The sequence below is a fragment of the Paenibacillus spiritus genome (assembly GCF_008710135.1).
GTDB lineage: Bacteria > Bacillota > Bacilli > Paenibacillales > Paenibacillaceae > Paenibacillus_AQ > Paenibacillus_AQ glufosinatiresistens.
On the sequence record NZ_VYKK01000007.1, the window covers coordinates 12,091 to 38,488 of the forward strand.

Consider the following 26,398-nt stretch of genomic DNA (forward strand, 5'->3'; position numbering starts at 1 on the left):
GAAGGTCTCGGACCACACTTCCAGAGAAACTATTGTTCAGCAAAGGAGATTATATGAGAAACACCCGTTTGGTCTCTCGAACCATTTCTGCTCTAACCGCAGCCTCGCTGCTGGGGGCCCTGGCCTTCCCGGCATCGGCAGCCCCCGCTGTGAACGACATCCCTAACAACTACGCCAAGGAAGCGATCCAGGAGCTGATCTCTAAAGAGATTATGGCCGGCACCGGGAACGGACACTTCAAGCCGTCCGGCCAAATTTCGCGTCAGGACTTCGTTATCGTCCTCGTCAAAGCGCTGAACCTGGACCTTACCCAGCCTCCTCGGACGGCGACATTCAAGGATGTGGCTCCCGGCCACTATGCCTATGCTGCCGTCGAAGCAGCGGCCAGCGCCGGACTGGTCAAGGGAGTCGGCGGCCAGCTGCTGGGCGCCTCCCAGAATATCACCCGCGAGCAGATGGCGGTCATGTTCGTCCAGGCTCTGAAGGTGAACCCTGAAGGCATGGGCCGCAATCTATCCTTCACGGATGCGGCTTCCATCTCCGGCTGGGCCAGAGATTACGTCGGAGCCGCCATCCGGCACGGCCTGATGGTCGGAAGACCCGACGGGACCTTCAGCCCGGCAGAGACGGCCAGCCGGCAGGATGTGGCGCTGGTTACCGTCAAGTTCCTGACGGAGAAGACCCGGATTGCCGGGCAGACCCAGCTTCAGAGCCCCACGCCGGAAGCGACGGCGGAACCTTCAGCTGTTCCTGCAGCCACGCCGACGCCTGCCGTTTCCGCAGCAAGCTCTGCTCCATCGGCTTCAAGCCCTTCGATACCAGACCCGACACCGGAGCCGCCGCACAATCAGGCCCCTGTCGTCTCTGGCCTTAGATTTGTTGACGACGACCGCCATGCCATTGAATCCAAGCTCCAAGCCGGAACCCGGGTTCATGTTGATTTTGACTACAACGACGCCGAGAACGATCCGCCTGAAATTATCCGGTACAACTGGTACCGATCAGCAGAAGCCGATGGCAGCGACAAGGCGCTTATTCCCGACGCGCATCTCTATTACTACACGCCTGGAGCGGCCGACATCGGCAAATATTTAACCGTCGAGGTTACTCCCTATGCCGCTTCCGGCACGGAAGCCGGCGCCGGAGTATTCAAGACACTCGCTGTTCCCGTGTCCGCCCAGACGACGCTGACCGGAGGCTTCGGCTTTAATACCGACGCGTCGCTGGCCTCCAAGGAATTTACGGAAGGCAGCTTGTCCAAAATCCGGTTCGATTATTTTCCGAAAGAAGCCTTTATCGACGGAACCTTGCAGATCGACATTGAAGGCGTGTCCGTCACTACCGGGGACTATTACAGCCTGGGCGATGATACCGGCTGGACGAAATTCACAGCGGATCAGCTCAGCAATGACGGCCATACCGTCACCATTACACACATCAATACTGCCGCACAAAACGATGTATCTGTTGAGTTGGGCGGTTCCGTCTTTCCGGTCGGGAAGACCATTCCCGCCGCAGGCTCGTACCCGATTACCCTGAGGGCCGACGCCGACGGAGCCGGCGCCAAGCTGCCGTCCGAAGAACAGACGATCACGCTGGTTTCAACGGCCGCTCCGGCCGCTCCAGCAGTTCGAACACCGAATTCAACCTCTTACGGGGTCTACCAGATGGACAACTCGCTGACAACCGATTATTTCCTTGACGGCGACAGCACCCGAACCTTCATTCTGGGTTACCAGGTGGCTCCCCCTTTTGACAACGGCACCGTCACCATTACCATGGATGATTTCACGTTCACTACGAGCGATCAGTATTCACCGGGTTTTAACTGGTCGAACCTGACTGAAGAGCAGATCAGCAACAACGGTCATACGCTGACAATCAGCGGAATCGGCACCGTCTTTGATTCGGTTCTCATGGTCAAGCTCATGAACAAACAGACGCCGGAAATGGGCAGTTCCCTCGTTCGGTTCGTTGCCGATGCAGACGGTGCAGGAGGCAGCATGCTGCCGTCCCAGGAGCAGACCGCAACGCTGAGTTACACATCGCCTTAAGTCTTCTCCTCTTGCACGAAGAAGCAGAACCGCCGGCCAATGGCCGGCGGTTTTTTGACTTCCGCTGGTCCTTCGGGCTCCGCCGGCAGACACCAGGTATGATCGACCTGGCGATAGGTCAGGCTATTTTTAGCCGGCCCGGCTTATCCCGTGTAAGCGGAATTATCGGTCCCGCTGTTTGCCTGATGGGCTTTTCCGTTTAATGACATGTAGAACCAGGCGACACGGGGAGGGAACCGCATGATCAGAATCGGATTAACCGGGTTCGGAGACCACGAAGAACTCTACGGCAAGCTCAAGGCGCCGGAAAGGCTGCCGGCCTACAGCGCCCATTTTTCTATCGTCGAGATTGACAGTTCCTTCTATGCCGTGCAGCCTGTGCGCAACTTCAAGAAGTGGGTCTCCCAGACGCCCGCAGACTTCCGGTTCATCGTCAAGGCGTATCAGGGCATGACCGGACACTTGCGGAACAAGAAGAACTATTTCGACCATCCCGATGACATGTACCGGGCTTTTCATGAATCCATCGAGCCGGTTCGGGAAGCCGGCAAGCTGGCGATGACGCTGTTCCAGATGCCGCCGTGGTTCGACTGCACCAAAGAGAATGTGGAGACGCTCCGGGATACGAAAGCACGGATGAAGGATGTGCCCTGCGCCATTGAATTCCGCAATGCGACCTGGTACAATCCGCGCTTCCGGGAAGGCACCCTGCGGTTTCTCTCGGAGGAAGGCTGGATTCATACCGTGGTGGACGAGCCTCAGGCAGGCGTCGGTTCGATCCCGATTGTGCCTGAAGCCACATCGGCTGAGGCTACCTATGTCCGGCTGCACGGCCGCAATACGGCCGGCTGGAATCAGAGCAGCCATCCCGATTGGCGCAAGCTGCGTTATTTATACCGCTACAATACGGAGGAGCTGACCGAATGGCGGGACCGTCTGCGGGAGCTGGAGCAGAAATCCCGGGATGTCTATGTCGTCTTTAACAATAATTCGGCCGGAGACGCCACTCCCAATGCCAAGGAGCTGCAGGAGCTGCTCGGCGGCGGCGGAGAAGACGGGCTCGCGCCGTTGCAGATGGACCTTTTTACCGGGCGTCATACATAAATTCCGATACCCGATTCTATCAAGCAAGAATTCAAGCAGCCATTATAAAGGAGGGCAACTGTACAGATGAAGCGGAACCATACAATGATGCAGTTTTTTGAGTGGCATGTCGCCGCGGACGGAGAGCATTGGAAGCGTCTGGCCCGCCTGGCCCCCGAGCTTAAGGCGGCGGGGATCGACTCGGTCTGGATTCCGCCTGTCACCAAGGCGGTGAATGCGGAGGACAACGGCTACGGCGTATACGATCTGTACGATCTGGGCGAATTTGACCAGAAGGGCACGGTGGGGACAAAATACGGCACCAAGGATGAGCTGATTGAAGCCATTGCGGAGTGTCTCAAATGCGGCATCGCCGTCTATGTGGACGTCGTAATGAACCATAAGGCCGGAGCCGATGAGACTGAGGTGTTCGAGGTGGTAGAGGTCGATCCCAACGACCGGATGAAGGAGATTTCCGAGCCTTTTGAAATCGAGGGCTGGACCAAGTTCACTTTCCCGGGCCGGGGAGAGGAGCATTCCGCTTTCAAATGGGACCACACGCACTTTAACGGCACCGACTACGACGCCCGCGATGACCGGACCGGGGTCTTCCGGATTGTCGGAGAGAACAAGGGCTGGAATGAGAATGTGGACAACGAGTTCGGCAATTACGACTACCTGATGTTCGCCAATATCGACTACAAGCATCCCGAGGTTCGCGAGGAAATGCTGAACTGGGGACGCTGGCTTGTCGATACGCTTCAGTGCAGCGGGTACCGCCTGGACGCGATCAAGCATATCAACCATGAATTCATCAAGGAGTTCGCCGCCGAGATGAAGCGCAAGCGCGGCGAGGATTTCTACATTGTGGGCGAATTCTGGAACCCGGATGTGGGAGCCTGCCGGGAATTTCTGAATACGGTCGATTATCAGATCGACCTGTTCGACGTCGCTCTCCACTACCGGCTCTATTCCGCTTCGCTCGGCGGGAACAGCTTCGACCTGCGGACGATATTTGACGACACGCTGGTGCAGACCCATCCGCTGAACGCCGTAACGTTCGTAGACAACCATGATTCCCAGCCGCATGAATCGCTGGAGTCCTGGGTGGGCGACTGGTTCAAGCTGAGTGCCTATTCGCTGATTCTGCTGCGCCGCGACGGCTACCCCGTCGTGTTCTACGGCGACTATTACGGCATTGACGGACCGGCGCCGGTGGAAGGCAAGCGCGAAGGCATCGACCGCATGCTCGCCGCCCGCTACCACCGGGCCTACGGTGACCAGGACGACTATTTCGATCATCCGAACACGATCGGCTGGGTCCGGCGCGGCCTTCCGGAGCTTCCGGGCTCGGGCTGCGCGGTGGTGATTACCAACGGCGATGAAGGCAACAAGCGGATGTTCGTCGGAGAAGAACGCGCCGGTGAGGAGTGGATCGACCTGACCGGGCACCGTCAGGATTTGATCGCCATCGGCGAGGACGGCTGGGCCGAATTCCCGGTGAACGGCGGAAGCGTATCAGTCTGGGCGCTGCCGCTCGATGAGGAGGAAGCCGATAAGCCGGCGGAGGCTTCCCCGCCGCAATCGGGCCATAAGGGAGCCTCCGACTGATGCCGGTCCGGATGGGGCTTAGAGCCGGGGACGCCGCCAAGCGTCCCTTCCGGCTTCTTCTTCCCGCGCTGACGGCGGGAATGCTGTTCGCCGGGGCAGCCGTCTCCCCCGGCCCGACGGCTGCCGCCGCTTCAGCGGCGGTTCCCGCGGCGGCAAGCACGAACGCCGCCTCCGGCCCGGCACCGTTTGTTCAAGTGACGGCCGGAGCGTACTATTCGGCAGCGCTCCGGGCTGACGGCACGGTCTGGGCCTGGGGCCGCACGCTCTACGGCGAACTGGGCGTTCTGGAGCCGCGCGTTACCAGCAGCATCCAGCGTCCGGTCCGGCTGGCCGCGCTCCGCGGCATTCAGTCGATCGCCACGAACCGGGTCGGCTCCCAGGTGGGCGTCGGTTCGGACGGCTCGGTGTGGGAGTGGGGCGCCGGGACCGGGCCGTCTGCGCTTCCGAAGCAGGTTAAAGGGTTGGCGGGCATAACGGCAGCCATTCCCGGCTTTGCGCTGCAAAGAAACGGCACCTTGTGGTACTGGAGCCATCCCCTTGCGGCGGACGGCACCTCGGAGGCGGCGGGCGTTCCGCGCCGGATTCCGGGAACGTACCGCTTCACCGGGCTGACCTCCTGGAGCGGACTGGTCTACGGGCTGGACGAGCACGGCGCCGTCTGGGGCTTCGGCCTTGTCAACCAACCCTCCGGGGCGGGCCAAACGCTGATCTCTCCGGCCCGCATCGCAGGCCTGCCGGCCTTTAAGCAGATCTCGGCTTATCAGAACCGGCTGGTCGGCGTCGATTCCGCCGGCCGTGTCTGGACAGCCCAGGTAGAGACAGACGCTCTCTACAGCCGAAGCACCCCCGGTCCGCTCCGGCTGACCGGCAAGCCTCTGCGGGCGGGAACGCCGCTGAAAGCGGCCGAAGCGCAGCTCGTCGATTATAATACGCTGCTTATCCGCACGGCTGCCGGAGAACTCTGGACTACCGGCACCTGGCTGACAGGCAGAGCCGGACGGCTGAGCGGGCCTGCGGGCGTCCGGGAGGCCGAAGCCGGCATCCACCACGCCCTGGCGATTGATGCCGGCGGAAGGCTGTGGGGCGTCGGCGGCAACCAATGGGGAGAGGCCGGGTCGCCCAATGTGAACCGCGACCGCCTCCTGTACCGTCCCGTTCCGGTGCTGCCCGCCATCGGAGTATCCGTCAATGGCTCCCCGCTGTCCTCCGGCTATCCCGCAGATCTGCGGAACGGTCGGGTGAGCGTTCCGCTTCGGGATACGATCCGCAGCCTCGGGGGCTCTCTGACCGCCTCAGGCTCGTCACTCGCCGTTCAGTTGGGCCAGGCTCGGGCGCAGATCACGGCAGGCTCCGCCCAGGCCGAGGTCAACGGACGGTCGGTCGCATTGAACAGCCCTGTCTCCCAGTCATCGGGAGCCGTTATGATTCCGGCGCAGCTTCTCGCCTTACTCGGCGTGAATACGCAGTGGGACTCTTCCAGCGGCGAGCTTCACCTGGATTTCCCGGCTGCGGCGTCCGCCAAGTAGCCGGAACAGACCGGCGGGGCAGCGCTCCGCCGGACCGCATGGCACAGCAAAACAGCCAAGGACCGCTTCAAGCAGAAGCGGTCCTTGGCTGTTTCATTTTGCCTCCATCCCGAGCAGGCGGACCTGTCCGGAAGAAGAGCGGGATACGGAGGCGTCAGGAACGGACCGACGACTTGTCCCCTTCCAGCCAGCCGCGTTCTCTGCGGCCTACGATGCGTTCAATGGGATAGACCTTGTAGACAGCCGACACTACGGATGCGCACAGAACGGCCTTCGTCAGATCGCCCGGCAGAAACGGCCAGAAGCCCGCGACCAGCGCCTTGGATACCGTATCCAGACCATCCACGGAATGCGCCAGCCAGACCACGCCGCTCGGATAGACCAGCAGCGCGCCGAAGACGAAGTTGATGGCCAGCAGCTTCAGGAACGAGCCTTTGCCCTGTCCCCAGCGCTCGGCACACCAACCGATGGCAAAGGCCGCTACCGGAAAAGCCCAGATAAAGCCTGCGGTCGGGCCAACCAGTACGGAAACGCCGCCTCTGCCCGCCATAACGGGGAAACCTGCTGCCGCAAGGCCCAGCACGATCAGCACGGCCAGCGAGCCGAAGCGTGCCCCAAGCACGGAACCGGCCAGCATGACGGCGAGCGTCTGGAGCGTAATCGGTACGGTGGAGAACGGCAGATTAACCTTCATTGAGCTTAGAGCAACCATCACACCGGCGAACAATGCGCTGAATATCAAGCCGCGCAGCGACCATTTACTCATCTCTATCTACCCCCACAGTTTATTGTTTGGACCAATATACCATCCCCCTGCCGATACAGCAATGGTTCGGATTTGCTATAATCGTAAGCACACATAGAACGATAGAGACGGGAGAATCGGCATGAGGATGATTGAAGCGAGACAATTGGCCTTGTCGCTGCGCGAGGGAGCGGAAGAGCGGAAGGTTCTTCGGGGCATTGATCTGGAAGTGGAGCAGGGGAGCTGGCTGGCCCTGACCGGCCCGAACGGCAGCGGCAAATCGAGCCTGATCCGCACGTTCAACGGACTGCTCTCCCCCGCTTCGGGCTCGCTGGCCGTAGCCGGGCTTGATCTGTCCGTACCGGCCCACCGCACCGCTGTCCGGCGAAGCGTCCAGATCGTCTTTCAGAATCCCGAAGCCCAGACGGTCGGTTCTACGCCTGCCGAAGACGTGGCGTTCGGCCTGGAGAACCGAGGCATTCCCGGGGCCGAGCTTCACCGCCGGACGGAACTCGCGCTGGCCCGCACAGGGCTCGTCTCCAAAGCGGAGGCCCCGGTCGAATCGCTCTCGGGCGGCGAACGGCAGCGGCTGGCGGTGGCCTGCTGTCTGGCTCTGGAGCCTGAGCTGCTGATTCTCGACGAACCGACCGCCATGCTGGACCCTGCCGGGCGGCGGGAGCTGTTCATGCTGGTCCGGCGGCTCCGGGATGATGGGCTGACCGTGGTCTGGGTCACGCAGCGGCCGGAGGAACTGGCCGCCTCCGCACGGGTCGCCGTCCTTAAAGACGGCCTTCTCGTCTATGACGGCGCTCCGAGACCTCTCTTCTACGACAGCCCCTGGCCGGATACACTGGGCTGGGAGCCTCCGCTGGCCGTGGCCGCCGGAAGGGTCCTTCTCGCCCAGGGCTGGCCCCTTGCGGAGCTGCCATTAACCGAGGCCGACCTGGAGGCCGTCCTGTGAGCGTCCGGGTGAAGGATGTTTCCCTCCGTTACAACGGGCGGCCGGTGCTTGAGAATCTGAGCTTCGAGCTGCCGCCGGGAAGCTTCACGCTCCTGTGCGGCACGAACGGCAGCGGCAAATCGACGCTGCTACGAATTCTGGCCGGGCTGGAACGGCCGGATTCGGGCTTAGTCGAGCGGACTGGGGACGATGCGGCCGCAGGCGCAGCCCGGACGCTCTCCGATCCGACGGGCCGCTACCCCGGGAGTGGTGCCGGCGTCGGTCCGGCTCTGGTCTTCCAGCAGCCGGAGAATCAGCTCTTCGCGGGCACCGTAGCCCGCGACGTTGCCTATGGCCTCGGGCAGCGGGGCGTCCCCAAGCGGGACCAGGCCGCGCTGGCGGCGGCGGCGCTGCGCCGGACCGGGCTAAGCCCGGAAGAATACGCGGAGCGTTCGCCCTATCTGCTCAGCGGCGGCGAGAAACGGCGGGCCGCCATCGCGGGAGCGCTGGCGGTCAGTCCGCGCCTGCTGCTGCTGGACGAGCCTACCGCCGGGCTCGACCCCGCCGGATATGCCGGCCTGCTCCGGACTGTCGCCGAGCTGAAGGCGGAGGGCGTCGGCCTGGTAGTCAGCACCCATGACCTCGACCGGTTCCTCCCGCTGGCCGACCAGGCGGTGGTCTTGGCCGGGGGCAGACTTCTCTATGCCGGTCCCGCTGCCGCGTTGGCCGAAGACGAGCGCGGCATTCTGGAGCAGGCCGGCCTGACGCCGCCGGCCTACCTCGCGCTCGGACGCCGGCTTGTCCGCCAGGGGCGGCTTACGGCGGTGCCGCGCAGCGAGGCCGAGCTGCTCGAGGCGCTCGCCGGATTGCGCCCCGCGCCTCCGGGCAGCGGCGGCCCGACGCTGCCGGGCAGCGGAACTCCCGGCGGCGCATCTGCCGGGAACGCCGCTGCCGGCGGGCAGACGCGTACTCCCGGGCAGAACGCCGCTCGCTCCGGCGCAGACCCCATCAAGCCGCCGGCCGTCTTCGGGAGCCGCTTCGCCGAGCCCAAGCTCCTTGCAGACGCCGGGCCGGCGGGGATTTCGGCGGGCGGCCCGGCAAGCCGCGCATCTAACGGACCGGCCTACTCCGTCGGCAGTTCTGCAAGCGCATCAGATCCCGCAGCAGGCCGCCCTGCGGTTCCGGCGGAGAACGCTTCGCCCGCCGGTCTCCCGGCCCTCGCCCGGCGCGCAGGGCGCCCCGTTCTTGGACTGGACCCGCGGGCCAAATGGGCGGCGCTGCTCCTGTGGTCGCTTGCCCTTCTGGGCGCACGGTCCTGGCCGCCGCTGCTGTTCATGGCCGTAGTCATCCTGGCGTCCGGCGCCGCCGCAGGCATCTCTCGGCGAACCCTACGCCGGTATCTTCGGCCTGCCGTTCCGATGCTGCTGCTCTTCTGGCTGATCTCCGCCGTTTCCTGGAACGGGCCGGGCCCCGCAATCGGCCCGCTCGGCTTCTCCCCGGAGGGCGCCGTATCCGGGGGGCTCTCCGCCTTGCGGCTCGGGCTGCTCCTTGCGCTCGGTCTCCTGTTCACCGAGACGACGACCGGCGCGCCGCTACGGGAAGCGATGGAATGGGCCATTGCGCCGCTTCGGCGGATCGGAATTCCTGTGCGCAACTGGTCGCTCGTCGTACAGATCACGCTCCAGTTCGCTCCCTGGATGCTCGCCAAGCTGGAGGATCTTCAGCTCGCTCTCGCCTCCAGAGGAAGACCGCGCTCCGGTCCCCGCCGCTGGTCGCCCCGGCAGACGGCGATGCTCGTTACCCCGCTGCTGATTCAGATTCTGACGCTGGGCGATGAGCTGTCCACGGCCATCGAATCCCGGGGATACGACGCATCGCGTCCCCGAACCCCCCGGCTGCGGCTCGTCTGGTCCCCGCGGGATACCCGGGCCCTGCTTGGGTCTGCGGCGGTTGCCCTCATCTGTCTGGCACTCAGTCGGCTGGCCTAGCCCTGCGCCTCGCCGCCCGGCAGGTTGGCAGCTATGGGGCCGGAGAGTTCCTCTTCCGTTCCTTCGGACAACACAAAGCACGGACCCTCGCCACTCGCGCCGGGTCCGTGCTTGTATTCATGCTCTGCTTCATCCTTCGCTCTGCGTCTGTGTCCGGACGATTCCGCATTCCGCCCGCAGGTTCTCCCGCCGTCGTCGCAATCGGTCAGGTCAGATCAGCGCGTCAAAATGGCCCTGACGGTCCACCGTCGCGGTCGCCGGATCGGCCGTGCCGATTCCTCTCAGAAATCCGAGCCGTTCCGTCCGGGACGGTGTCAGCGTAACCGGCGTCAGCGGCGAAGCCGGTACGAAATCGGCCGTCGCCACGCTTCCGGTCCGCTGAACCAGCTGAGCCTCCAGCAGACGAATCTGCCGCTGCAACTGCTCGCGCCGATAAGGAGCTTCATTGGCTCCTCCCTGCGCGGCGTTCAGCTTATCCAGTTCCGCGAGCAGCCGGTCGCGCTGCTTCTGCAGGGAGCTGACATCGCTCTCCGTACCGCCGTAAGCCGTAGCCGCCTGAACCCGGCTGATTCCCGAAATCGTAGGTGCCGCCATGAGAGTCCCTCCCTTTGTCTTGATCCGTGGTATGAATTAGATTTATTACCCCGTTCGCAAAAGGTTGACACCCCGCCTTGACGGCCCGGCTCCCAAATCGTTACAAAGTCCCGGCCGGCGGCCGGCTATGGGCCGGAAGCAGCTCCTTCCGCCGGCTTAGGAGAACTTCCGCCCGGGCATGACAAGAAGCCCGCAGCGGCGGTCAAGCCGTGCAGGCTGCTTCATTCCTGGCCCCGGACTCGGGCGTTCCGGCGCGGCTGCGCCGCTCAGATCCTCACATCCAAGTGCCCCTCGCTGTCCACGGTAGCGGAACGGAGATCGGCAGTGGCCTTCCCCATTCCGCTGGGCGCTCCGCCAGCCGCCTTCGGCTGCTGCCCTGCCGCGCCTGCGGGTCCGGCTGCGGCGCCTGCGGTCCCGGACGCAGCGTCTCCGGCAGAAGCCCCGCTCTGCTGCTTCTGCGCGATCTGCTGCTCGATCTGCTTGATCTGCTGCTCCAGTTCCTTCTTGTTCGCTTCCTTGGTCTTCTGGTCGTCCTTGCTCGATTCGACCTTCTCCAGTTCTCCCTCCAGCCGGGTCTTCTGCTTCTCCAGGGCGCGAATCTCGCTTGCCGCGCTGCCTTGAGAACCGGCGGACGCAAATGAGGCCGACGCCGAAATGCCGCTTGCCGATGCAATATTCATGGTTCTCCTCCTCCTCCAATGCCTCCAAGCATAACCCAGCCGGAGAAAGAGAACGTTAAAATCCGCTGAACGCCGGCTGAAAGTTGGTCCTCTGGCATTGGGAACAACCGCCCGAAGGGGCTGGCCGGAGTCTCAGGAGCGCAGGCCTCTGGCCGTCAGCCGATAGGCCGCAAGCGCCAGCAGAGACACGCCGGTGATAACCGCTGCCATCGGCAGGGCAGTGCCTCCGCCTCCAAGACCGACCAGCGGAGCTACGCCGCTTCCCATCAGCAGGGGCAGCAGGCCGAGCAGCGCCGAGGCGCTGCCTGCGGTCTCGCCTTGATCCTGCATCGCCAGCGAGAAGGTCGCCGTCCCGACCGGACCGACGCTGCCCACCACCGCGAACAGACCGGCCAGCACCAGCGGCAGCGGCCCGTCCAGCAGCACTGCTCCCAGGAGAAGCAGCGCGCCGCCCAGACTGAGCGCAAGGCTGAATTCCAGAATCCGCCGCTCGCCCAGACGCGGCGCCAGCCGCCCGCCGACCTGGCCGAACAGGATGATCCCCAGTCCGTTCATGGCAAAGATCAGACTGTAGGTCTGGGCGCTGACCCCGTACAGCTCCTGAAGCACAAAGGAGGAGCCCGAGATATAGGCGAACATTGCCGCCGTCACGAAGCTCTGGGTCAGCACAAATCCCATGAACATCCGGTTGCGCAGCAGCGTACCGAACGTGCGGACCGTCCCGGCGAGCCCGCCGGAATGCCGCCGCTCCGGCGGGAGCGTCTCGGGCAGACGGAAGACGATCATCAGGCAGAACAGCAGCCCGGCGGCGAACAGGGTCAGGAAGACACCTTTCCAGTCCGTCACCCGCAGCAGCTGCCCGCCGATGACCGGCGCGGCAATCGGCCCGACGCCGTTGACGATCATCAGCAGCGTGAAGAATTTGGTCAGCTCGCTTCCGCTGTACAGATCGCGGACAGCCGCCCTTGAGATCACGACGCCGACCGATCCGGCAAGGCCCTGTACGAGCCGCAGCGCGGCGAGGGCGCCGATCGAGGGGCTGAAGACGCAGAGCAGCGAAGCCAGCGTATAGAGCATCATCCCGACCAGCAGCGGCCGCCGGCGGCCGTAGACATCGCTCAAGGGCCCGGACACCAGCTGCCCGGCAGCCAGTCCCACCAGGAAGCAGCTCAGACTGAGCTGGGCGGAGGACGCCGAAGCATGAAAGCCCGCGGCCAGATCCGGCAGCGCGGGCAGGTACATGTCGATCGACAAGGGGCCGATCGTGCTCAGCGCGCCGAGAACAACGGCGAGCTGCAGCCGCCGGCGCTTGCTCAGCGCCGCCCCCTGATTCTCCAGAGACTCGTTGGCAGTAGACATAGAGGCAGATTCAGTTCCTTTCCATTACGACAAAAGGCCGTTTCGTTGTCCTTCTATCCTACTCCCATTCGGGAGGGGGACTCAACGCTGAATTATTCTTCGGGGATTGAAGGAGTCCTTCGTTGGGCTAGGCCTTCTGAATCCTGAATCCTCCGAACCAAACGGACCTCAGAGACTCTATTTTGTCCGCAAGCGTTTGTTATGACCAGAATGCGGACACCAGAGACCTTATTCTGCAATAAAGCCTTGAAATCAAGCCAAGAATAAAGAAATAAGGTCATCCGGGTCCGTTAGTGCCGAATATTTGCTTTTTTGGAGCCGATAAGGTCATCTGGGTCCGCCGCCTTCGATAAGATGCTGCTTTCATCGCACACATGAACCGGATCAGCAGCTTGGCGAGGCAACACCTGTACTAGCCGTCCAATGCCCGTACTAGCCGTCCAATCACGAACAAATGCGTACACGTTACTTACCGCACTCCCCTACACCATTCCAGAAGAGCACGATTCCAGAAGAGGCGCCAGAATAGCGTTATCCTTCTTACCGCTTGTAGCTCAACCGCCCCAGCCACTCCCGCGCCGCCTCGGCCTCTGCGGCGTTCAGCCGGTGGCCCTGGCTGCTCCAGTGGACCGCCACCTGAGCGCCGGCTGCTTCCAGCAGACCCTGAAGCTCGGCTGTCTCCCCGCCAGGGACAATCGGGTCGTTCGTTCCCGCACCGATGAACACCGGCGTTCCGGGCTGGGGTGCCCATTCGCGGCCGCGCAGCGGCACCATCGGGTGCAGCAGCACGGCCCCGGCGAAGACGCCGCTGTAATGCTGAAGCAGGCTGGCGGCGATGTTCGCGCCGTTGGAGTATCCTACCGCCACGACCCGGGAGCGGTCGAAGCCGTACTCCCGCGCCGCCTCATCCAGAAACGCCCTCAACTCATGGGTGCGCGCGGTCAGGTCCTCCTCGTCGAAGACGCCTTCGGCGAGCCGCCGGAAGAACCGGGGCATCCCGTTCTCCAGCACATTCCCCCGGATGCCCAGGAGCGCCGAGCCCGGCGAGAGCCGTTCGCCGAGAGGGAGCAGATCAAGCTCATTGCCGCCGGTTCCGTGCAGCAGCGCAAGGACGGGACGGGCGGAATCGCCGCCCGGCTTGTAAATATGAATCATCTCTGTCCCGCCTCCACTTCCCGGACGACAAAAGGCTCAAGTCCGGCCTCTATCGCGGCGCGGTGCGGCTCGTACCAGGACGGCAGCATCAGCTTCTCGCCCAGCCGGTCTGCTTCCTCATCACGGGCGAAGCCCGGCGGGTCGGTCGCAATCTCGAACAGAATGCCGCCGTCTTCGCGGAAGTAGATGGCATTGAAGTACTGCCGGTCCTGAACCGGCGTCGGCTGGAAGCCCCGTTCCAGCACCCAGTCGCTCCAGGCGAGCTGCTCGGCGTCGTCCTTGGCGCGCCAGGCGATATGGTGCACAGTGCCCGAACCGCCATGGCCGAGAGGCGGCGCTGCCTGCTTGACGTCGATGACGTTCCCCAGATCGCCGCTGCCCCGGAAGCGGACATAGCCGTCTCCTTCGGCGATCCGCTCCAGTCCCAGCGTGTGCTCAAGCGCAGCGGCTGTGGCGGCCGGCGCCGCGCTGTACAGCACCGCCCCGCCGAAGCCCTTCACGGCGTGTTCCGGCGGAACGCCGCCGAACGACCAGCCGCTGGACGGGCCCTCTGCCCGTTCCACCAGTTCAATGCGCAGGCCGTCGAAGTCGGAGAAGGCCAGGTATTTTTCCCCGATCCGCTCGACATGCTCCGCCGCGATGCTGTAACCTTCCAGCCGGTTCTCCCAGAAGTCCATGGAACCCGGCGGAATCACGTAGGTCGTGATCCCGACCTGGCCGGCGCCGATCCGCCCCTTGCGCCCTTCCTTGAAAGGGAAGAACGTAATGACGGTGCCTGGCGCCCCGGATTCATTGCCGAAGTACAGGTGATACACCTCGGGGGCGTCAAAATTGATCGTCCGTTTAACCAGCCGCAGGCCGAGAATGCCGGCGTAGAAATCCACGTTGCGCTGCGCGTCTGAGACAAAAGCGGTAATATGGTGAATGCCTGCCGTGTGAAGAGTTTTCATCGTTAACACTCCTTTTAATTTAATAATCTTTACTTCAAGATATTAAGCCAAAAGGGCCTGCCCGCAGCCGCCGGGCCGCCCCAGCGACCGAGGTTTGCCCGGGTCTGCCGCTGTTCCGAAAAATCCTTTTTCCGTCCGGCTAGGACAGGGCGCCCCTGCCCAGCTTCTTCAACAGCTCCGTCGCCGTCTGTTTCTCCTCCGCCGACAGTCCTTTCATCATGCCGTGCAGCTTGGACGCATGCTTCGGGAAGATATCGTCGAACAGCTCCCGGCCCGCTCCGGTAATCTCGGCATAGGTTACCCGGCGGTCATCCGCGCTCGGAATGCGCTTCAGCAGACCGCGCTTCTCCAGCTTATCGATATTGTACGTAATACTGCCGCTTGTTATAAGCACCTTGTCGCCGATCTGCTGAAGCGGAATCCGGGTCCGGTGGTACAGCACTTCCAGTATCATGAACTCGGCGGAGGCGAGGCCGTGCCGCTTCATATCCCGGACCGCTTCGTCCATCAGCGTCCGGTAGGCCTTCGAGAGAACTACGAACAACTTGAGCGAACCCGCTTCGCTGTCTGCCGCCAGCAACCCGAGCAAGTCTGCGCCGCTTACGTCTCTGCCCGGCTCTGCGCCTCCGGCGTTCTCCTCCGATTGCCCGGACTGCCCGAGCCGCCCGCTCCGGTTCCCGCCGCCGGCGGCGCTTCCGGCTGTCCGGCCCTCATCGGGGGCCCATACCGCTCCTGCGGACCTGATCCGTCGTCTATAGCTGTTCATTTTCTCACCTCCGAATTGCTGTTTTTTAATTATCTTTAATTTAAGATAAATATATACCCGTTATGTCCGCTTGTCAACCGCTCCGGGCCGATTGTTCCCTATTCAACGGTTCCGGTTCAGCGAATCCGGTTCAGCGAATCCGGTTCAGCGAGTTCGGTTCAGCGAATCCGGTTCAGCCGATCCAGCCAATCGCCGAAGTTCCGGCTCCCCTCCGCGTCCCTCCCCGATGCGCAGAAGTCGATCCGGCCCGTTCCTTCATGCCTCCGTCCGGCGGATTCCAGAATGCGCCGCAGGTTCCGGGCCGTTCCCGGCCCGCCCGAGATCAGGGCCACGCCGGGCCCGAACCAGCGCTGCAGAACCTGCTGAAAATACGGAAAATGCGTGCATCCCAGCACCACGGTTCCGTAAGCCTCGCAGTTCACGCCTTCAAACGCTTCCCGCAGGTAGGCTGTCACCCGCTCCTCGCCGAATTCGAAATTCTCGGCCAGACGGACCAGCCCCGGAAGCGCCAGGCTGTCTACCCGCTCTCCGGGATCTACTGTCTCGACCAGCCGGTGGTACTTCTCTTCCCGCAGCGTCAGCGCCGTCGCCAGCACCAGCACCTTCCGGCGAGAGCCCTCCTCCCGGAGAACCGCCGGCTTCACGGCAGGCTCGATCCCCAGCACCGGAAAATCATACCGGCGGCGCAGCTCATCCACCGCGATGCTGGTCGCCGTATTGCAGGCCACGACCAGCGCCTTCACGCCCTGTCCGGCAATATAATCGGCGGCTTCGAGCACATAGCCCCGCACTTCTTCCTTCGTCTTCTCGCCGTAGGGGACGTGCCCCGTATCGGCGTAGAAGAGATAATCCTCGTCCGGCATCAGCTTCAGCGCTTCCTGCAGCACGGTCAGTCCGCCCACGCCCGAATCCAAGAAGCCGATCCGGGCCGGACGGCTTGCAGATTTCTTCATTGCCATCCCGCTTTCTACTTGGTGGTCGCTCCATTGTACCATCCGTCCCCCTTCAATTCCACGGCAGCACCCGGCTCCGGTCCGCCGGACCGGGCTGCCGGACCGGGCTGCCGGACCGGGCTGCCGGACCGGGCTGCCGGCGAAGCTCTTCCTTCAAATTGACCGGGTCCGGCAAAGGGCGTATTCTAGATTTTATGATGTTTATTCCCCTCTCGCCTAGGAGGCGCTGCCCTTGAACCGTACACCCTCAACCGCTCCGGCGCGCGTGCTGATCGTCACGGCCGTTCAGGCCGAGGCTGACGCGCTGCGCCGGGGGCTGACCGGCCCTTACGCCGGCCGGTACGATCTGCTGGCCGCCGGGGCCGGACCGGCGGCCGCCGCGGCGGGCACCGCCGCCCGGCTCGCAGCCGGGACCTACGGCTGCGTCGTCAGCGCCGGCATCGCGGGCGGCTTTCCCGGCCGCGCGCCGGTCGGCTCGCTGGTCGTCGCCAGCGAGCTGGTGCATGCGGACTTCGGGTCGGAGACGCCCGAAGGATTCCGCAGCGCGGCCGAGCTCGGCTACGGCCGCACGGTGTACCCGGCCGACGCGGAGCGGGCCGGGGCGCTCGCCGCCGCGCTGGCGGCGGCGGGGCTTGCCGTGAGCACAGGACCCGTGCTCACGGTGTCGACGGCGACCGGCTCCGCCGCGGCCGCCGACGCCCTGGCCGCCCGCGTGCCCGGCGCGGCGGCGGAAGCGATGGAAGGCTGCGGCGTCGCGGCCGCCGCCCTGGCCGCGGGGCTCCCGGTGCTGGAGCTCCGCGCCATCTCGAACCCGGTCGGTCCCCGCGACCGGGACGCCTGGCGGATCGGCGAGGCGCTGGACGCGCTCGCCGCCGCCGCGACTCTACTATCGGAGGTACCGCTATGAATATCGCTTATTCCCCTTGTCCCAACGACACGTTCGTCTTTCATGCCTGGGCGCACGGCCTGGTGCCGGGAGCGCCGGAGCTTCACGTAACGTATGCCGATATCGACATTACGAACGGGCTGGCCGCCGCCGGCGAAGGACCCGAGGTGCTCAAAATCTCCTACGCCGCCCTTCCCTGGGCGCTGGACCGCTACCGGCTGCTGCCCTGCGGCGGCGCGCTCGGGCGGGGCTGCGGCCCGCTGCTCCTTACGCGGGGCGGCCATCCCGCCGCGAAGCGGCCGGAGTCGCTGAGCGGCCGGACGGTCGCCGTGCCGAGCGAGCGCTCGACCGCCTATCTGCTCATGCGGCTGTGGGCGGCGCAACATGTTCCCGCAGGCGGGCTGAATATTGTGGTGCTGCCGTTCCACGAGATTATGCCTGCGGTCCGGAGCGGCAGCGTCGATGCCGGACTCGTCATCCATGAAGCGCGTTTCACCTATCCCGATTACGGGCTGGAGCTGATGACCGATCTTGGAGCCTGGTGGGAAGAAGACACCGGACTGCCGATTCCGCTGGGAGCGATTATCGCCCGGCGCGATCTGGACGCCGAAGCGCTGGCCGGCTGGGTCCGCGAGTCGCTGCGGATGGCCTGGGCCAACCCGGAGGGAACGCGCGGGTATGTGCTGGAGCATGCCCAGGAGCTGTCGCCGCAGGTCGCGAAGAGCCATATCGACCTCTATGTCAACGCGTTCACCATGAATCTCGGCGAGGACGGCTATGCCGCCGTCTCCTCACTGCTGGAACGGGCGGCCGCCGAAGGGCTGGTGCCGGCGTTCGATCCGGTGCTGCTGCGCGGGTAGGACGGCGCAGGGCCTCGCGGGCATCTGCCGGGCCTTCCGCTCCGGCAGGCGCTTCGGCGCTTACAAGCTCCCGTCTCTTTGCTTCCCCTACCGTCCAATCTGATCCTACCAAAGACCCGGCGCCTTCGAGACGCCGGGTCTTTGGTGTGAATCTCATTCCGCTTCTCTGATTCCTAGCTCCAGCGGTGTATTCTCCGTCCGGCCGCCCGCTTCGCCTAGACCGCCGCCCGGCCGAGACGTTTGCGCTGAAGCCGGATCTGTCCCCGGTGGTTGATCTCGTCCTCGAAGACATGGAACCACATGAAGTACCGGTTGGCCGGCTGTCCGTCCCAGAACGGCTCTTCCCGGAACAGCCACTCATCGTCCACCTTCCGGAACGCCTCCAGCGTCCGTTCGCGCGTCTCCTCCAGCAGCTTCAGGTAATACTCCAGCGGATGCCCCTTGATGACGGTGCGGCCCTCGTCGCCCAGATTCAGGGCGGGCTGCCAGAACGCCGTTTCTTCTTCCGTCATCTCCCGTTCCTCGAACGTCTCCACCCGGTAGATATGATCCACCGCGGCAAAATGCATCAGCAGCGCACCGATCGAGTTGCTCTTCTCGTCCAGCAGTTCGTCCAGCTCGCTCACGCTCAGTCCCTGCACCGCACTAAGCGTCGTATAACGCGCATAATTCATCATCGAGATCAGCCGTCCAACCTCCGGTGTGTAGCCGGGAAGACCGCCGATCACATAAATCGGGCTCATGCCCAGTTCCTGATTGCCCATTGGAAATTATCCCCTCCCGGTTAATCTCTTCGGGATGGGAGAGCCGCATTCCTGCATTCCAGGAAAATCCTGCGTCTGCCGCCCGGGCTACAGGCCGCAGCGGGATATACCCGGTCTTTGCCCTCCCTCCGGGTCCCCTGCCCGGGTTATTCAGGCAGAATCCAGGCCCTTCCCGGACATCAAGCCTATAGTCGCCCACTGGAACCGGCCGCCGTTAACGGATACAATACCGGTATTCGGCTATTCAAGGAGGAAGAAGCTATGGCTATGATACCGGAAGGCAACCGCTCCGCCCATATCGACCGGTTCAGCGGCTTCCAGGAGCTGTATGACCGGCACCGTCCGGAAGCTCCGCCGCTTGTGATCCGGCTCCTGACGGACTACCTGGGCCGGCGGCCCGGTCTGGTCGTGGATCTCGGCTGCGGCACCGGCCTGTCCGCCTTTCCCTGGCTGGATGCGGCGGACCGCATCCTCGGCGTGGAGCCGGGCGACGGCATGCGCCACATCGCTCTCGCCAAGCGCGCGGCGATCGGCTCGCCGGCCAATCTCGAATTTGTTCCGGGTTATTCCAACCGGCTCGGCCTGCCGGACGGATGCGCCGACATCGTGACCTGCTCGCAGTCGTTTCATTGGATGGAGCCGTCCGGCACCCTGCGGGAAGCCGCGCGGGTGCTCGCGCCCGGCGGCCTCTTCGCCGCCTATGACTGCGACTGGCCGCCGGTGCTGACACCTTCGGTCGAGACGGCATACCGGCATCTGATCGGCTCTGCGGATGCCTGGAACGCGGCGCACGCGCCCCAGGAGCAGCGGGCCGTGAAATGGAACAAGGACGGCCATCTCAGCCGCATGGAAGCAAGCGGACACTTCGCCTTCGTCCGCGAAGTCGTCTTCCATCACCTGGAGCGCTGCGACGCCGAACGCTATGTCGGCCTGACGCTCAGCCAGGGCGGTGTCCAGCAGGCGCTGAAGCTGGAAGCAAGCGGCCTGGAGGACGAAATTGCCGCTTACCGGGAACGGGTAGAGCGGCATTTTGCCGGACAGACGCTGGAGATTCTGTTCCCCTACCGCCTCCGGCTCGGAATTACACCCTCGTAAGCCCGTCCGGGGAGTTCTTCCCCCTAACCGGCAGCGCTGACTCGTCCATACGCCAACAGCCCCTGCTCGCGATCCTTCGAGGCTCGCGCGGAGGCTGTTCTGCTGATTCGGCCTATTCTCGTGGCCGTTCTATTGGGTTCTATTGGTCGTTCATTTTGAAGCGCAGGAACAGCTCGTTATAGTGTGCCAGCATCGGCTTGCCGAGATTGTTGTAGACTTCCAGCTTGTCGGTGACCTCGGCCGGCGGGTAGAACCGGGTGTCGCCCGAGATCTCCTCCGGCAGCAGCGCCAGCGCATCCTTGTTGGGCGTCGAGTAGCCGACATACTCCGCATTCTTGGCCGCGACATCGGGACGGAGCATAAAATCAATAAATTTGTAGGCCCCGTCCTTGTTCGCTGCGCTTGCCGGAATCACCAGATTGTCCGCCCAGACGTTCGAGCCTTCCTCCGGCACCACATAGTCGAGCTTGTCGTTCTCATCCAGAATCTCGGAAGCATCGCCGGACCAGACCAGTCCGACCGCCGCCTCTTCGCCGGCCATCAGCATCTTGATCTCGTCGCCGACAATCGCCTTCACGTTCGGCGAGAGCCGGTTGAGCTTGGCCAGCGCCTGCTGGAGATGCGCCTCGTTCGTATCGTTGAGCGAGTAATGAAGACTGTTCAGCGACATGCCCATGACTTCCCTCGCCCCGTCCAGCAGCAGAATGTCATCCTTCAGGCGCGGGTCCCACAGGTCGTCCCAGCTCTTGAAGTCCAGTCCGTGCGTCAGCTTCGGATTGTAGACTATGCCTACCGTTCCCCAGAAATACGGAATGGAGTACTTGTTCTCCGGATCGAAGCTGAGGTTCATGAACCGGGAGTCGATATGCGACAGATTCGGCAGCCGGGACTTGTCCAGCGGCTCCAGCAGCTTCTCTTCGCGCATTTTGGCAATGGCATAGTCGGAGGGAACCACCACATCGAAGTTCGTGCCCCCCTGCTCGATCTTGGTCAGCATCGCTTCATTGGAGTCGAACGTCTGATAGATCACCGTAATGCCCGTCTCCTTCTGGAACTGCTTCAGCAGATCGGGGTCGATATAGTCGCCCCAGTTGTAGATCGTCAGCGTGTTGCCGCCGGAGTAGCCCTCGCTCTTGTTCATCCAGGAAGCGAGATACATCAGGCCGAAGGCAACGACGAGCACAGCGATGAACGCATTCGCAAGTCTCTTCATCTTGGCACCCCCGCTTCCGCCACCGGCTCGGCAATCGCCGTTCCCGGCTTCCGGGCTCTGCGGCGGGTCAGGATGTAGTAGCCGACCACGAGCGCCAGCGTCACAAGGAAGATCAGCGTGGACAGCGCGTTGATCGACAGCGATACGCCTTGGCGGGCCCGCGAGTAGATCTCCACCGACAAGGTGGAATAGCCGTTGCCCGTTACGAAGAACGTGACCGCGAAATCATCGAGCGAATACGTCAGCGCCATGAAGAAGCCGCTAAAGATGCCGGGCCGGATAACCGGCAGAATCACCTTGGTCAGCACGTCGCGCTTCGTCGCGCCCAGGTCCCGGGCGGCGTCGGTCAGCGTCGGGCTCATATCCTCCAGATGCGGCAGAATCATCAGGACCGCAATCGGAATGCCGAAGGCGATATGCGACAGCAGCACGGAAGCGAACCCGAGCTTGACGCCGACAATGGTGAACAGGATCAGGAACGACGCCCCGATAATAACATCGGGACTGACGATCAGCACATTGTTGAGCGACAGCAGCGCATTCTTGGCCCGGCGGCTGCGGATGCGGTGAATCGCCAGCGCCCCGGCGATCGCCACAATCGTTGCGGCGACCGAAGACAGCAGCGCAATGACCAGCGTATTAATGAGGATAATCAGCAGACGTTTGTCCTCGGCCACTTCCCGGTAGTAATCGAGCGTGAAGCCCTCGAAGCGGTGCATCGTGCCTCCGCTGTTGAAGGAATAGTACATCAGGTACAGGATCGGCGCGTACAGCACGGCGAACACCAGCACCAGGTACAGATTGAAATAGCGGTTTTTATTTTCCATGCCGCACTCCTTTCCGCGCCCCGCCGGCCAATCCCATCACCAGCGCCATGACCGCGATCAGGAATACCGCCACCGTGGAGCCCATGCCCCAGTCCTGGGTGACGAGAAAATGCTGCTCGATCGCCGTGCCGAGCGTAATGACCCGGTTGCCGGCGATGAGGCGGGTAATCATGAACAGCGACAGCGCCGGAATGAATACCGCCATGCACCCCGAGCGCACACCCGCGGTGGTCAGCGGGAAGACGACCCGGCGGAAGGTGGTCCAGCCCGAGGCCCCGAGATCCCGCGAAGCCTGGAGCAGCGTCGGACTGAGGTCTTCCAGACTGCTGAAGATCGGCAGAATCATGAACGGAATGAAGATATACACCGACACGAACACGAAGCTTGAGCTCGTGAACAGCAGCTGCTTCTCTCCGATCCCGACCAGGTCGAGCAGGCTGTTGATCGGACCGTAGGTGCCGAAGATGCCGATGAAGGCATAGGTCTTCAACAGCAGATTGATCCAGGTCGGCAGAATAATGAGCAGCAGCCACAGCTGCTTGTGCTTCGTCCGGGTCAGGAGATAGGCGGCCGGGTAAGCGACCAGCAGCGAGAAGAGCGTGACCAGAAAGGCATACCAGAAGGAGCCGAGCGCCATTTTCAGATACACGGGCGTGAAGAAGCGGACATAATTGTCCAGCGTCAGCTTCCCGCTGAGGTCAAACAGCGAATAATACACAATCAGCAGCACCGGCGCGATGACGAACAGCAGAATCCAGAGATAATACGGGAACAGGTACAGGCCGCTCTTCTTAGCCTTCATGTCCGTCCCCCTCGCTGTACGCCTCCAGCCGACGGTCGAACTCTTCCTCCGTTTCGCCGAATCTCATGACATGGATCGCCTCGGGATCGAAGTAGAGGCCGATTTCGCCCCCTACCTCCGCCTTCTTCGTGGAATGGACGAGCCACTCGTGGCCCGATTCATCGTAACAGCTGATCTCATAGTGTACGCCGCGGAACAGCTGGGTATCCACCCGCACCCGCAGCTTGCCCTGGGCAACCGTCGTAATCTCCAGGTCCTCGGGCCGGATGACAATCTCCACGGCTTCATTCGGGCGCAGGCCGGCATCGACGCATTCGAACCGGCGTCCGTTGAACTCCACGAGATAATCTTCGATCATCACCGCAGGCACAATATTCGATTCTCCGATAAAATCGGCCACGAACCGGTTGATCGGTTCGTCGTAAATATCGTTGGGCGTTCCGCTCTGCTCAATGACGCCCTTGTTCATGACGAAGATCCAGTCCGACATCGCCAGGGCTTCCTCCTGGTCGTGCGTGACGAAGATGAAGGTAATGCCCAGCCGCTGCTGCATTTCCCGCAGAACATACTGCATTTCGGTGCGCAGCTTAAGGTCCAGTGCCGACAGCGGCTCGTCCAGCAGCAGCACCTGCGGCTCGTTGACAATGGCCCGGGCGATGGCGACGCGCTGGCGCTGGCCGCCCGACATTTCGGTAATGGCGCGTCCCTCGTAGCCCGACAGATTGACGAAGCGAAGCGCTTCCTGAACCTTCCGCTCGATCTCCGCCTTCTTCATCTTCTTGATCCGCAGGCCAAAGGCCACATTCTCGAAGACATTCAGATGCGGAAAAAGCGCGTAGTCCTGGAATACGGTGTTGACCTGGCGTTCGTTGGGCGGCACCTGGTTGATGACCTTGCCATCCAGTGTAATGGTTCCGCTTGTAGGCTCGGCAAACCCGGCGATCAGCCGGAGAATGGTCGTTTTGCCGCAGCCCGACGGGCCCAGCAGCGTATAGAACTTGCCCCGCTCAATCTCGAAGCTGACACTCTTGAGTACCGGCTCCTCATCATCCTCATAGCGCTTGACGACTTGATCGAACGCAATAATAGTCGAGTTCTGGGTAGTAATATCGACAACCTCCTGTCCTTTTCGACCTCAAAAACCCTCAAGGTCTATCATACCACGCTCCGAATCCGTTCGGAATGTTGTAAAAAACTCGGCGTTTGCACGGCCCCCAGCTCCGGCCATCGGTGCTATAATGAAAACAGCTGAAACAATCAGATTGTTTTCTTATTTTTCCGAAAAGAGATGAATGACGATGACTGCCGATCCGATGAGAACGCTGGAGCGTTTCGGGTTCTCCTTATATATGATCCGCGTAACGCTCGCCGCCTCCCTGTCCTGGATGACGGTGCATGCCCTGTACGGCAACGAGTTTTTATATTTTGCACCGCTGGCCGCTATACTTATTACCCAGGGAACGGTCAAGGCTTCTCTGGAAAAAGGAATCTGCCGCCTGATCGGCATTGTCCTCGGCGGCCTGGTCGGCCTGGTCGTCGGCGCCTTTCTTCCAATCGGCCCCCTGTCCATCCTGCTCATCCTCCTGATCGGACTCGGCATTGCCACCGCCTGCCGGATCAACTTTCAGGCGATTACGCAGGTGGGCGTCACCTCGGTGCTTGCCCTTACCTTCTATCAGGACCATTATGTGCTGTGGCGGGCCACCGAGACGCTGATCGGCGTTGCCATCGCCCTTCTCGTGAATATGCTGGTGGTTCCTCCGAAGAACGGCGTGCGCGCCAAGGGTCTTGCCCTGGAGGGCAGCCTGATGCTCGCCGACAGCCTCAGCGGCCTCGCCCCCGGCCGGGACGAAGCGTGCCGCGAGGAAGCCGTCAAGCGTTCCGGGAAGCTGCTGAAGGAGAGCGCCGAGAAAGAGAACGAACTGCGGTTCACCATCTTTCATTTGCAGCGCCGGACCGAGCTTGGCCGGCTGATGCCGGCAGCTTCCCATCTGCGGGTCATCCACGGCTACGTGAAGGATATTGCGTCGGAGATGCGCCTGCTTCCTCCGGCCTACGCCGGAGCCGAAGGCATGCGGGAAGTCCTGGCTGCGACCGCGGACTGCATTGCTCTTCTGGGAGCCAAGCATCTGTCGGACGCGGTCTGCGACCGCTCCATGGCCGAGACGGTACGGCTGGCACGGAGCAAGCAGCTTGAAGTCTTCGCCGGGCTTCAGGGACAATGCGAACTGACGGCCATGCGCGACCTCGGCGCGGTATTCAGCCATCTCAACCGCATTCTGGATGAGGTGGAACAGGCCGACTTCGAAGCCTGCGCCGCAGCTCCCCGTCAGGCCCGTCTGGACGCCGCCCGGGCGCTCCGGGTCGTCAAGAACGGCCTGACCAGCAAGTTCTGATCTTCCGCATGTTCATATCAGCGGCCCGCGTTGTCTACGCGGGCCGCTTTTGTTGCAAGGTTCTTGTTTCGCGAAATGCGGACTGGTGATACAATGATTGCGCAAGAGAGAATGGGACGTCAGGCAGGCAAAAAGGAGTGATCGAGAGTGAAGTTTCGGCGACTCGGAGGAAGCGGGCTGATGGTATCGCAGCTCGGGCTTGGTACCAACGCTTTTGGCAAGCGGGCCGATCAGGCTACTTCCATCTCCATTGTGCACGCTGCACTGGATCATGGTGTGAACTTTATCGATACCGCCAATATTTATGCCGGTACGGAATCGGAACGGATTATCGGCATTGCCCTGCAGGGCAGGCGGCATGAAGCCGTCCTGGCCACCAAGGCCGGACTGCCGCGGCATGACGGACCCAACGGCAGCGGGGCCTCCCGCCATCATCTGATGCGGGAGTTGGATAACAGCCTGCGGCGGCTCCGCACGTCCTATATCGATCTGTATCAGATACATACTTTTGACCCCAACACCCCTCTGGAGGAGACGCTCCGGACCCTGGATGACATGGTGTCCAGCGGCAAAGTCCGCTATATCGGCGCTTCCAATTATGCTGCCTGGGAACTGATGAAGGCGATCGGCATCAGCGAGCGCAGGGGCTATTTGAGCTACGTCTCCATTCAGAGCAGTTATTCCCTGGCCGACCGGACGCCGGAGCGGGAGATCATCCCGCTCTGTCTCGATCAGAAGGTCGGGCTGATTCCTTACTTCCCACTGGCAGGCGGCATCCTGACCGGCAAGTACAGCAGCGGCGGGGTTCCGCCCGGCTCGCGGGCCGACAGCGACCCTCCGTTCGCCCGCTTTCTGACGGGCGAACGGATTGCCCTGGCTAATGAAGTGCGCCAGCTCGCGCTGGCAGCCGGCACCACACCCGGCGCGCTGTCGCTGGCCTGGCTGATGAGCCGTCCGGCCGTCTCCACGGTCATTGCCGGGGCAACCCACCCGTCCCAGCTGGAGGACAGCCTCGGCAGCCTCTGTCTGAAGCTGGACGAGGCTATTCTAAAGCGCCTGGACGAGCTCAGCGAGCCGTTCGTACACAGCAGTCCGTTCGCCGTATACCGGCTGCCGGTCTGACGCCAGACCAACCCCAACACCTTCAAGGG

At 62.8% G+C, this 26,398-nt stretch carries 25 protein-coding genes; 11 read left to right on the forward strand and 14 right to left on the reverse strand.

Annotated elements, in window-relative coordinates; translation table 11 throughout:
- Nucleotides 1-53 precede the first annotated feature (53 nt).
- The 4 genes from F4V43_RS06805 to F4V43_RS06820 all read left to right on the forward strand — a co-directional run bounded on the left by F4V43_RS06805 (nucleotide 54) and on the right by F4V43_RS06820 (nucleotide 6,274).
- On the forward strand, nucleotides 54-2,054 hold the full coding sequence (locus F4V43_RS06805; protein WP_150457487.1) for an S-layer homology domain-containing protein: 2,001 nt from the start codon (nucleotides 54-56) through the stop codon (nucleotides 2,052-2,054).
- Between the two features lie 240 nt (nucleotides 2,055-2,294).
- On the forward strand, nucleotides 2,295-3,158 hold the full coding sequence (locus tag F4V43_RS06810) for a DUF72 domain-containing protein (RefSeq protein ID WP_150457488.1): 864 nt from the start codon (nucleotides 2,295-2,297) through the stop codon (nucleotides 3,156-3,158).
- A gap of 66 nt (nucleotides 3,159-3,224) precedes the next feature.
- Nucleotides 3,225-4,748 carry an alpha-amylase gene (locus F4V43_RS06815; protein ID WP_150457489.1) on the forward strand — a complete coding sequence of 508 codons (1,524 nt, stop codon included), beginning with the start codon at nucleotides 3,225-3,227 and terminating at the stop codon, nucleotides 4,746-4,748.
- Nucleotides 4,748-6,274: a stalk domain-containing protein gene (locus F4V43_RS06820; protein WP_150457490.1), complete on the forward strand. Its 1,527-nt coding sequence runs from the start codon at nucleotides 4,748-4,750 to the stop codon at nucleotides 6,272-6,274. The genes F4V43_RS06815 and F4V43_RS06820 overlap by 1 nt, the downstream gene beginning before the upstream one ends.
- Before the next feature lie 154 nt (nucleotides 6,275-6,428).
- Here the strand turns inward: F4V43_RS06820 and F4V43_RS06825 are convergent, their stop codons facing one another.
- Complete coding sequence (locus tag F4V43_RS06825) at nucleotides 6,429-7,040, reverse strand: biotin transporter BioY (protein WP_150457491.1); 612 nt, start codon at nucleotides 7,038-7,040, stop codon at nucleotides 6,429-6,431.
- Between the two features lie 121 nt (nucleotides 7,041-7,161).
- Between F4V43_RS06825 and F4V43_RS06830 the strand changes: the two genes are divergently transcribed.
- Together F4V43_RS06830 and F4V43_RS06835 are read left to right on the forward strand one after the other, a co-directional pair.
- A complete protein-coding gene (locus tag F4V43_RS06830; RefSeq protein ID WP_223879805.1) occupies nucleotides 7,162-7,980 on the forward strand; it encodes an ATP-binding cassette domain-containing protein in 819 nt (272 codons plus the stop codon).
- Nucleotides 7,977-9,947, forward strand: coding sequence for an ATP-binding cassette domain-containing protein (locus F4V43_RS06835; protein ID WP_150457492.1), 1,971 nt, complete (start codon nucleotides 7,977-7,979; stop codon nucleotides 9,945-9,947). The genes F4V43_RS06830 and F4V43_RS06835 overlap by 4 nt, the downstream gene beginning before the upstream one ends.
- Before the next feature lie 210 nt (nucleotides 9,948-10,157).
- On the opposite strand, the gene F4V43_RS06840 is transcribed toward F4V43_RS06835, so the two are convergent.
- The 8 genes from F4V43_RS06840 to F4V43_RS19965 form a co-directional block, all read right to left on the reverse strand.
- Nucleotides 10,158-10,541 carry a FlxA-like family protein gene (locus tag F4V43_RS06840; protein WP_150457493.1) on the reverse strand — a complete coding sequence of 128 codons (384 nt, stop codon included), beginning with the start codon at nucleotides 10,539-10,541 and terminating at the stop codon, nucleotides 10,158-10,160.
- A 266-nt stretch (nucleotides 10,542-10,807) separates the two neighbouring features.
- Complete coding sequence (locus tag F4V43_RS06845; RefSeq protein WP_150457494.1) at nucleotides 10,808-11,221, reverse strand: FlxA-like family protein; 414 nt, start codon at nucleotides 11,219-11,221, stop codon at nucleotides 10,808-10,810.
- Between the two features lie 132 nt (nucleotides 11,222-11,353).
- Nucleotides 11,354-12,580 carry a multidrug effflux MFS transporter gene (locus tag F4V43_RS06850; protein ID WP_150457495.1) on the reverse strand — a complete coding sequence of 409 codons (1,227 nt, stop codon included), beginning with the start codon at nucleotides 12,578-12,580 and terminating at the stop codon, nucleotides 11,354-11,356.
- Nucleotides 12,581-13,120: 540 nt separating this feature from the next.
- Nucleotides 13,121-13,735: an alpha/beta hydrolase gene (locus tag F4V43_RS06855; protein ID WP_150457496.1), complete on the reverse strand. Its 615-nt coding sequence runs from the start codon at nucleotides 13,733-13,735 to the stop codon at nucleotides 13,121-13,123.
- A complete protein-coding gene (locus F4V43_RS06860) occupies nucleotides 13,732-14,685 on the reverse strand; it encodes a ring-cleaving dioxygenase (protein WP_150457497.1) in 954 nt (317 codons plus the stop codon). The genes F4V43_RS06855 and F4V43_RS06860 overlap by 4 nt, the downstream gene beginning before the upstream one ends.
- A gap of 139 nt (nucleotides 14,686-14,824) precedes the next feature.
- Nucleotides 14,825-15,262 (reverse strand): MarR family winged helix-turn-helix transcriptional regulator, encoded by a 438-nt coding sequence (locus F4V43_RS06865; RefSeq protein ID WP_411898453.1) that lies wholly within the window; start codon nucleotides 15,260-15,262, stop codon nucleotides 14,825-14,827.
- Nucleotides 15,263-15,609: 347 nt separating this feature from the next.
- On the reverse strand, nucleotides 15,610-16,404 hold the full coding sequence (gene murI / locus F4V43_RS06870) for a glutamate racemase (protein ID WP_150457498.1): 795 nt from the start codon (nucleotides 16,402-16,404) through the stop codon (nucleotides 15,610-15,612).
- Nucleotides 16,405-16,456: 52 nt separating this feature from the next.
- On the reverse strand, nucleotides 16,457-16,579 hold the full coding sequence (locus F4V43_RS19965; RefSeq protein WP_263406096.1) for a hypothetical protein: 123 nt from the start codon (nucleotides 16,577-16,579) through the stop codon (nucleotides 16,457-16,459).
- Between the two features lie 57 nt (nucleotides 16,580-16,636).
- Here F4V43_RS19965 and F4V43_RS06875 point away from each other — a divergent pair, with 57 nt between their 5' ends.
- Together F4V43_RS06875 and F4V43_RS06880 are read left to right on the forward strand one after the other, a co-directional pair.
- Entirely contained in the window at nucleotides 16,637-17,311 is a 675-nt protein-coding gene (locus F4V43_RS06875; protein ID WP_223879806.1) for a futalosine hydrolase, read from the forward strand.
- Nucleotides 17,308-18,150, forward strand: a complete 843-nt coding sequence (locus F4V43_RS06880; RefSeq protein WP_150457500.1) for a 1,4-dihydroxy-6-naphthoate synthase — start codon at nucleotides 17,308-17,310, stop codon at nucleotides 18,148-18,150. Before F4V43_RS06875 ends, F4V43_RS06880 begins: the two co-directional genes overlap by 4 nt.
- Nucleotides 18,151-18,365: 215 nt before the next feature.
- Here the strand turns inward: F4V43_RS06880 and F4V43_RS06885 are convergent, their stop codons facing one another.
- Complete coding sequence (locus F4V43_RS06885; RefSeq protein ID WP_411898452.1) at nucleotides 18,366-18,914, reverse strand: DinB family protein; 549 nt, start codon at nucleotides 18,912-18,914, stop codon at nucleotides 18,366-18,368.
- Between the two features lie 267 nt (nucleotides 18,915-19,181).
- Between F4V43_RS06885 and F4V43_RS06890 the strand changes: the two genes are divergently transcribed.
- Nucleotides 19,182-20,009 (forward strand): class I SAM-dependent methyltransferase, encoded by an 828-nt coding sequence (locus F4V43_RS06890; protein WP_150457620.1) that lies wholly within the window; start codon nucleotides 19,182-19,184, stop codon nucleotides 20,007-20,009.
- Between the two features lie 139 nt (nucleotides 20,010-20,148).
- Here F4V43_RS06890 and F4V43_RS06895 read toward each other — a convergent pair whose 3' ends face one another.
- From F4V43_RS06895 to F4V43_RS06910, 4 genes are read right to left on the reverse strand one after another with little or no spacing between them, the layout of a single operon-like run.
- Nucleotides 20,149-21,222, reverse strand: a complete 1,074-nt coding sequence (locus tag F4V43_RS06895) for a PotD/PotF family extracellular solute-binding protein (protein ID WP_150457501.1) — start codon at nucleotides 21,220-21,222, stop codon at nucleotides 20,149-20,151.
- Nucleotides 21,219-22,049 carry an ABC transporter permease gene (locus F4V43_RS06900; protein ID WP_150457502.1) on the reverse strand — a complete coding sequence of 277 codons (831 nt, stop codon included), beginning with the start codon at nucleotides 22,047-22,049 and terminating at the stop codon, nucleotides 21,219-21,221. Before F4V43_RS06900 ends, F4V43_RS06895 begins: the two co-directional genes overlap by 4 nt.
- On the reverse strand, nucleotides 22,039-22,851 hold the full coding sequence (locus tag F4V43_RS06905) for an ABC transporter permease (protein ID WP_150457503.1): 813 nt from the start codon (nucleotides 22,849-22,851) through the stop codon (nucleotides 22,039-22,041). The genes F4V43_RS06900 and F4V43_RS06905 overlap by 11 nt, the downstream gene beginning before the upstream one ends.
- A complete protein-coding gene (locus F4V43_RS06910) occupies nucleotides 22,841-23,959 on the reverse strand; it encodes an ABC transporter ATP-binding protein (RefSeq protein WP_150457504.1) in 1,119 nt (372 codons plus the stop codon). Before F4V43_RS06910 ends, F4V43_RS06905 begins: the two co-directional genes overlap by 11 nt.
- 190 nt (nucleotides 23,960-24,149) lie before the next feature.
- Here F4V43_RS06910 and F4V43_RS06915 point away from each other — a divergent pair, with 190 nt between their 5' ends.
- Nucleotides 24,150-25,247, forward strand: a complete 1,098-nt coding sequence (locus F4V43_RS06915; RefSeq protein WP_191089505.1) for an FUSC family protein — start codon at nucleotides 24,150-24,152, stop codon at nucleotides 25,245-25,247.
- 147 nt (nucleotides 25,248-25,394) lie between these two features.
- Entirely contained in the window at nucleotides 25,395-26,369 is a 975-nt protein-coding gene (locus F4V43_RS06920; protein WP_150457506.1) for an aldo/keto reductase, read from the forward strand.
- The last annotated feature ends 29 nt before the right edge of the window (nucleotides 26,370-26,398 follow it).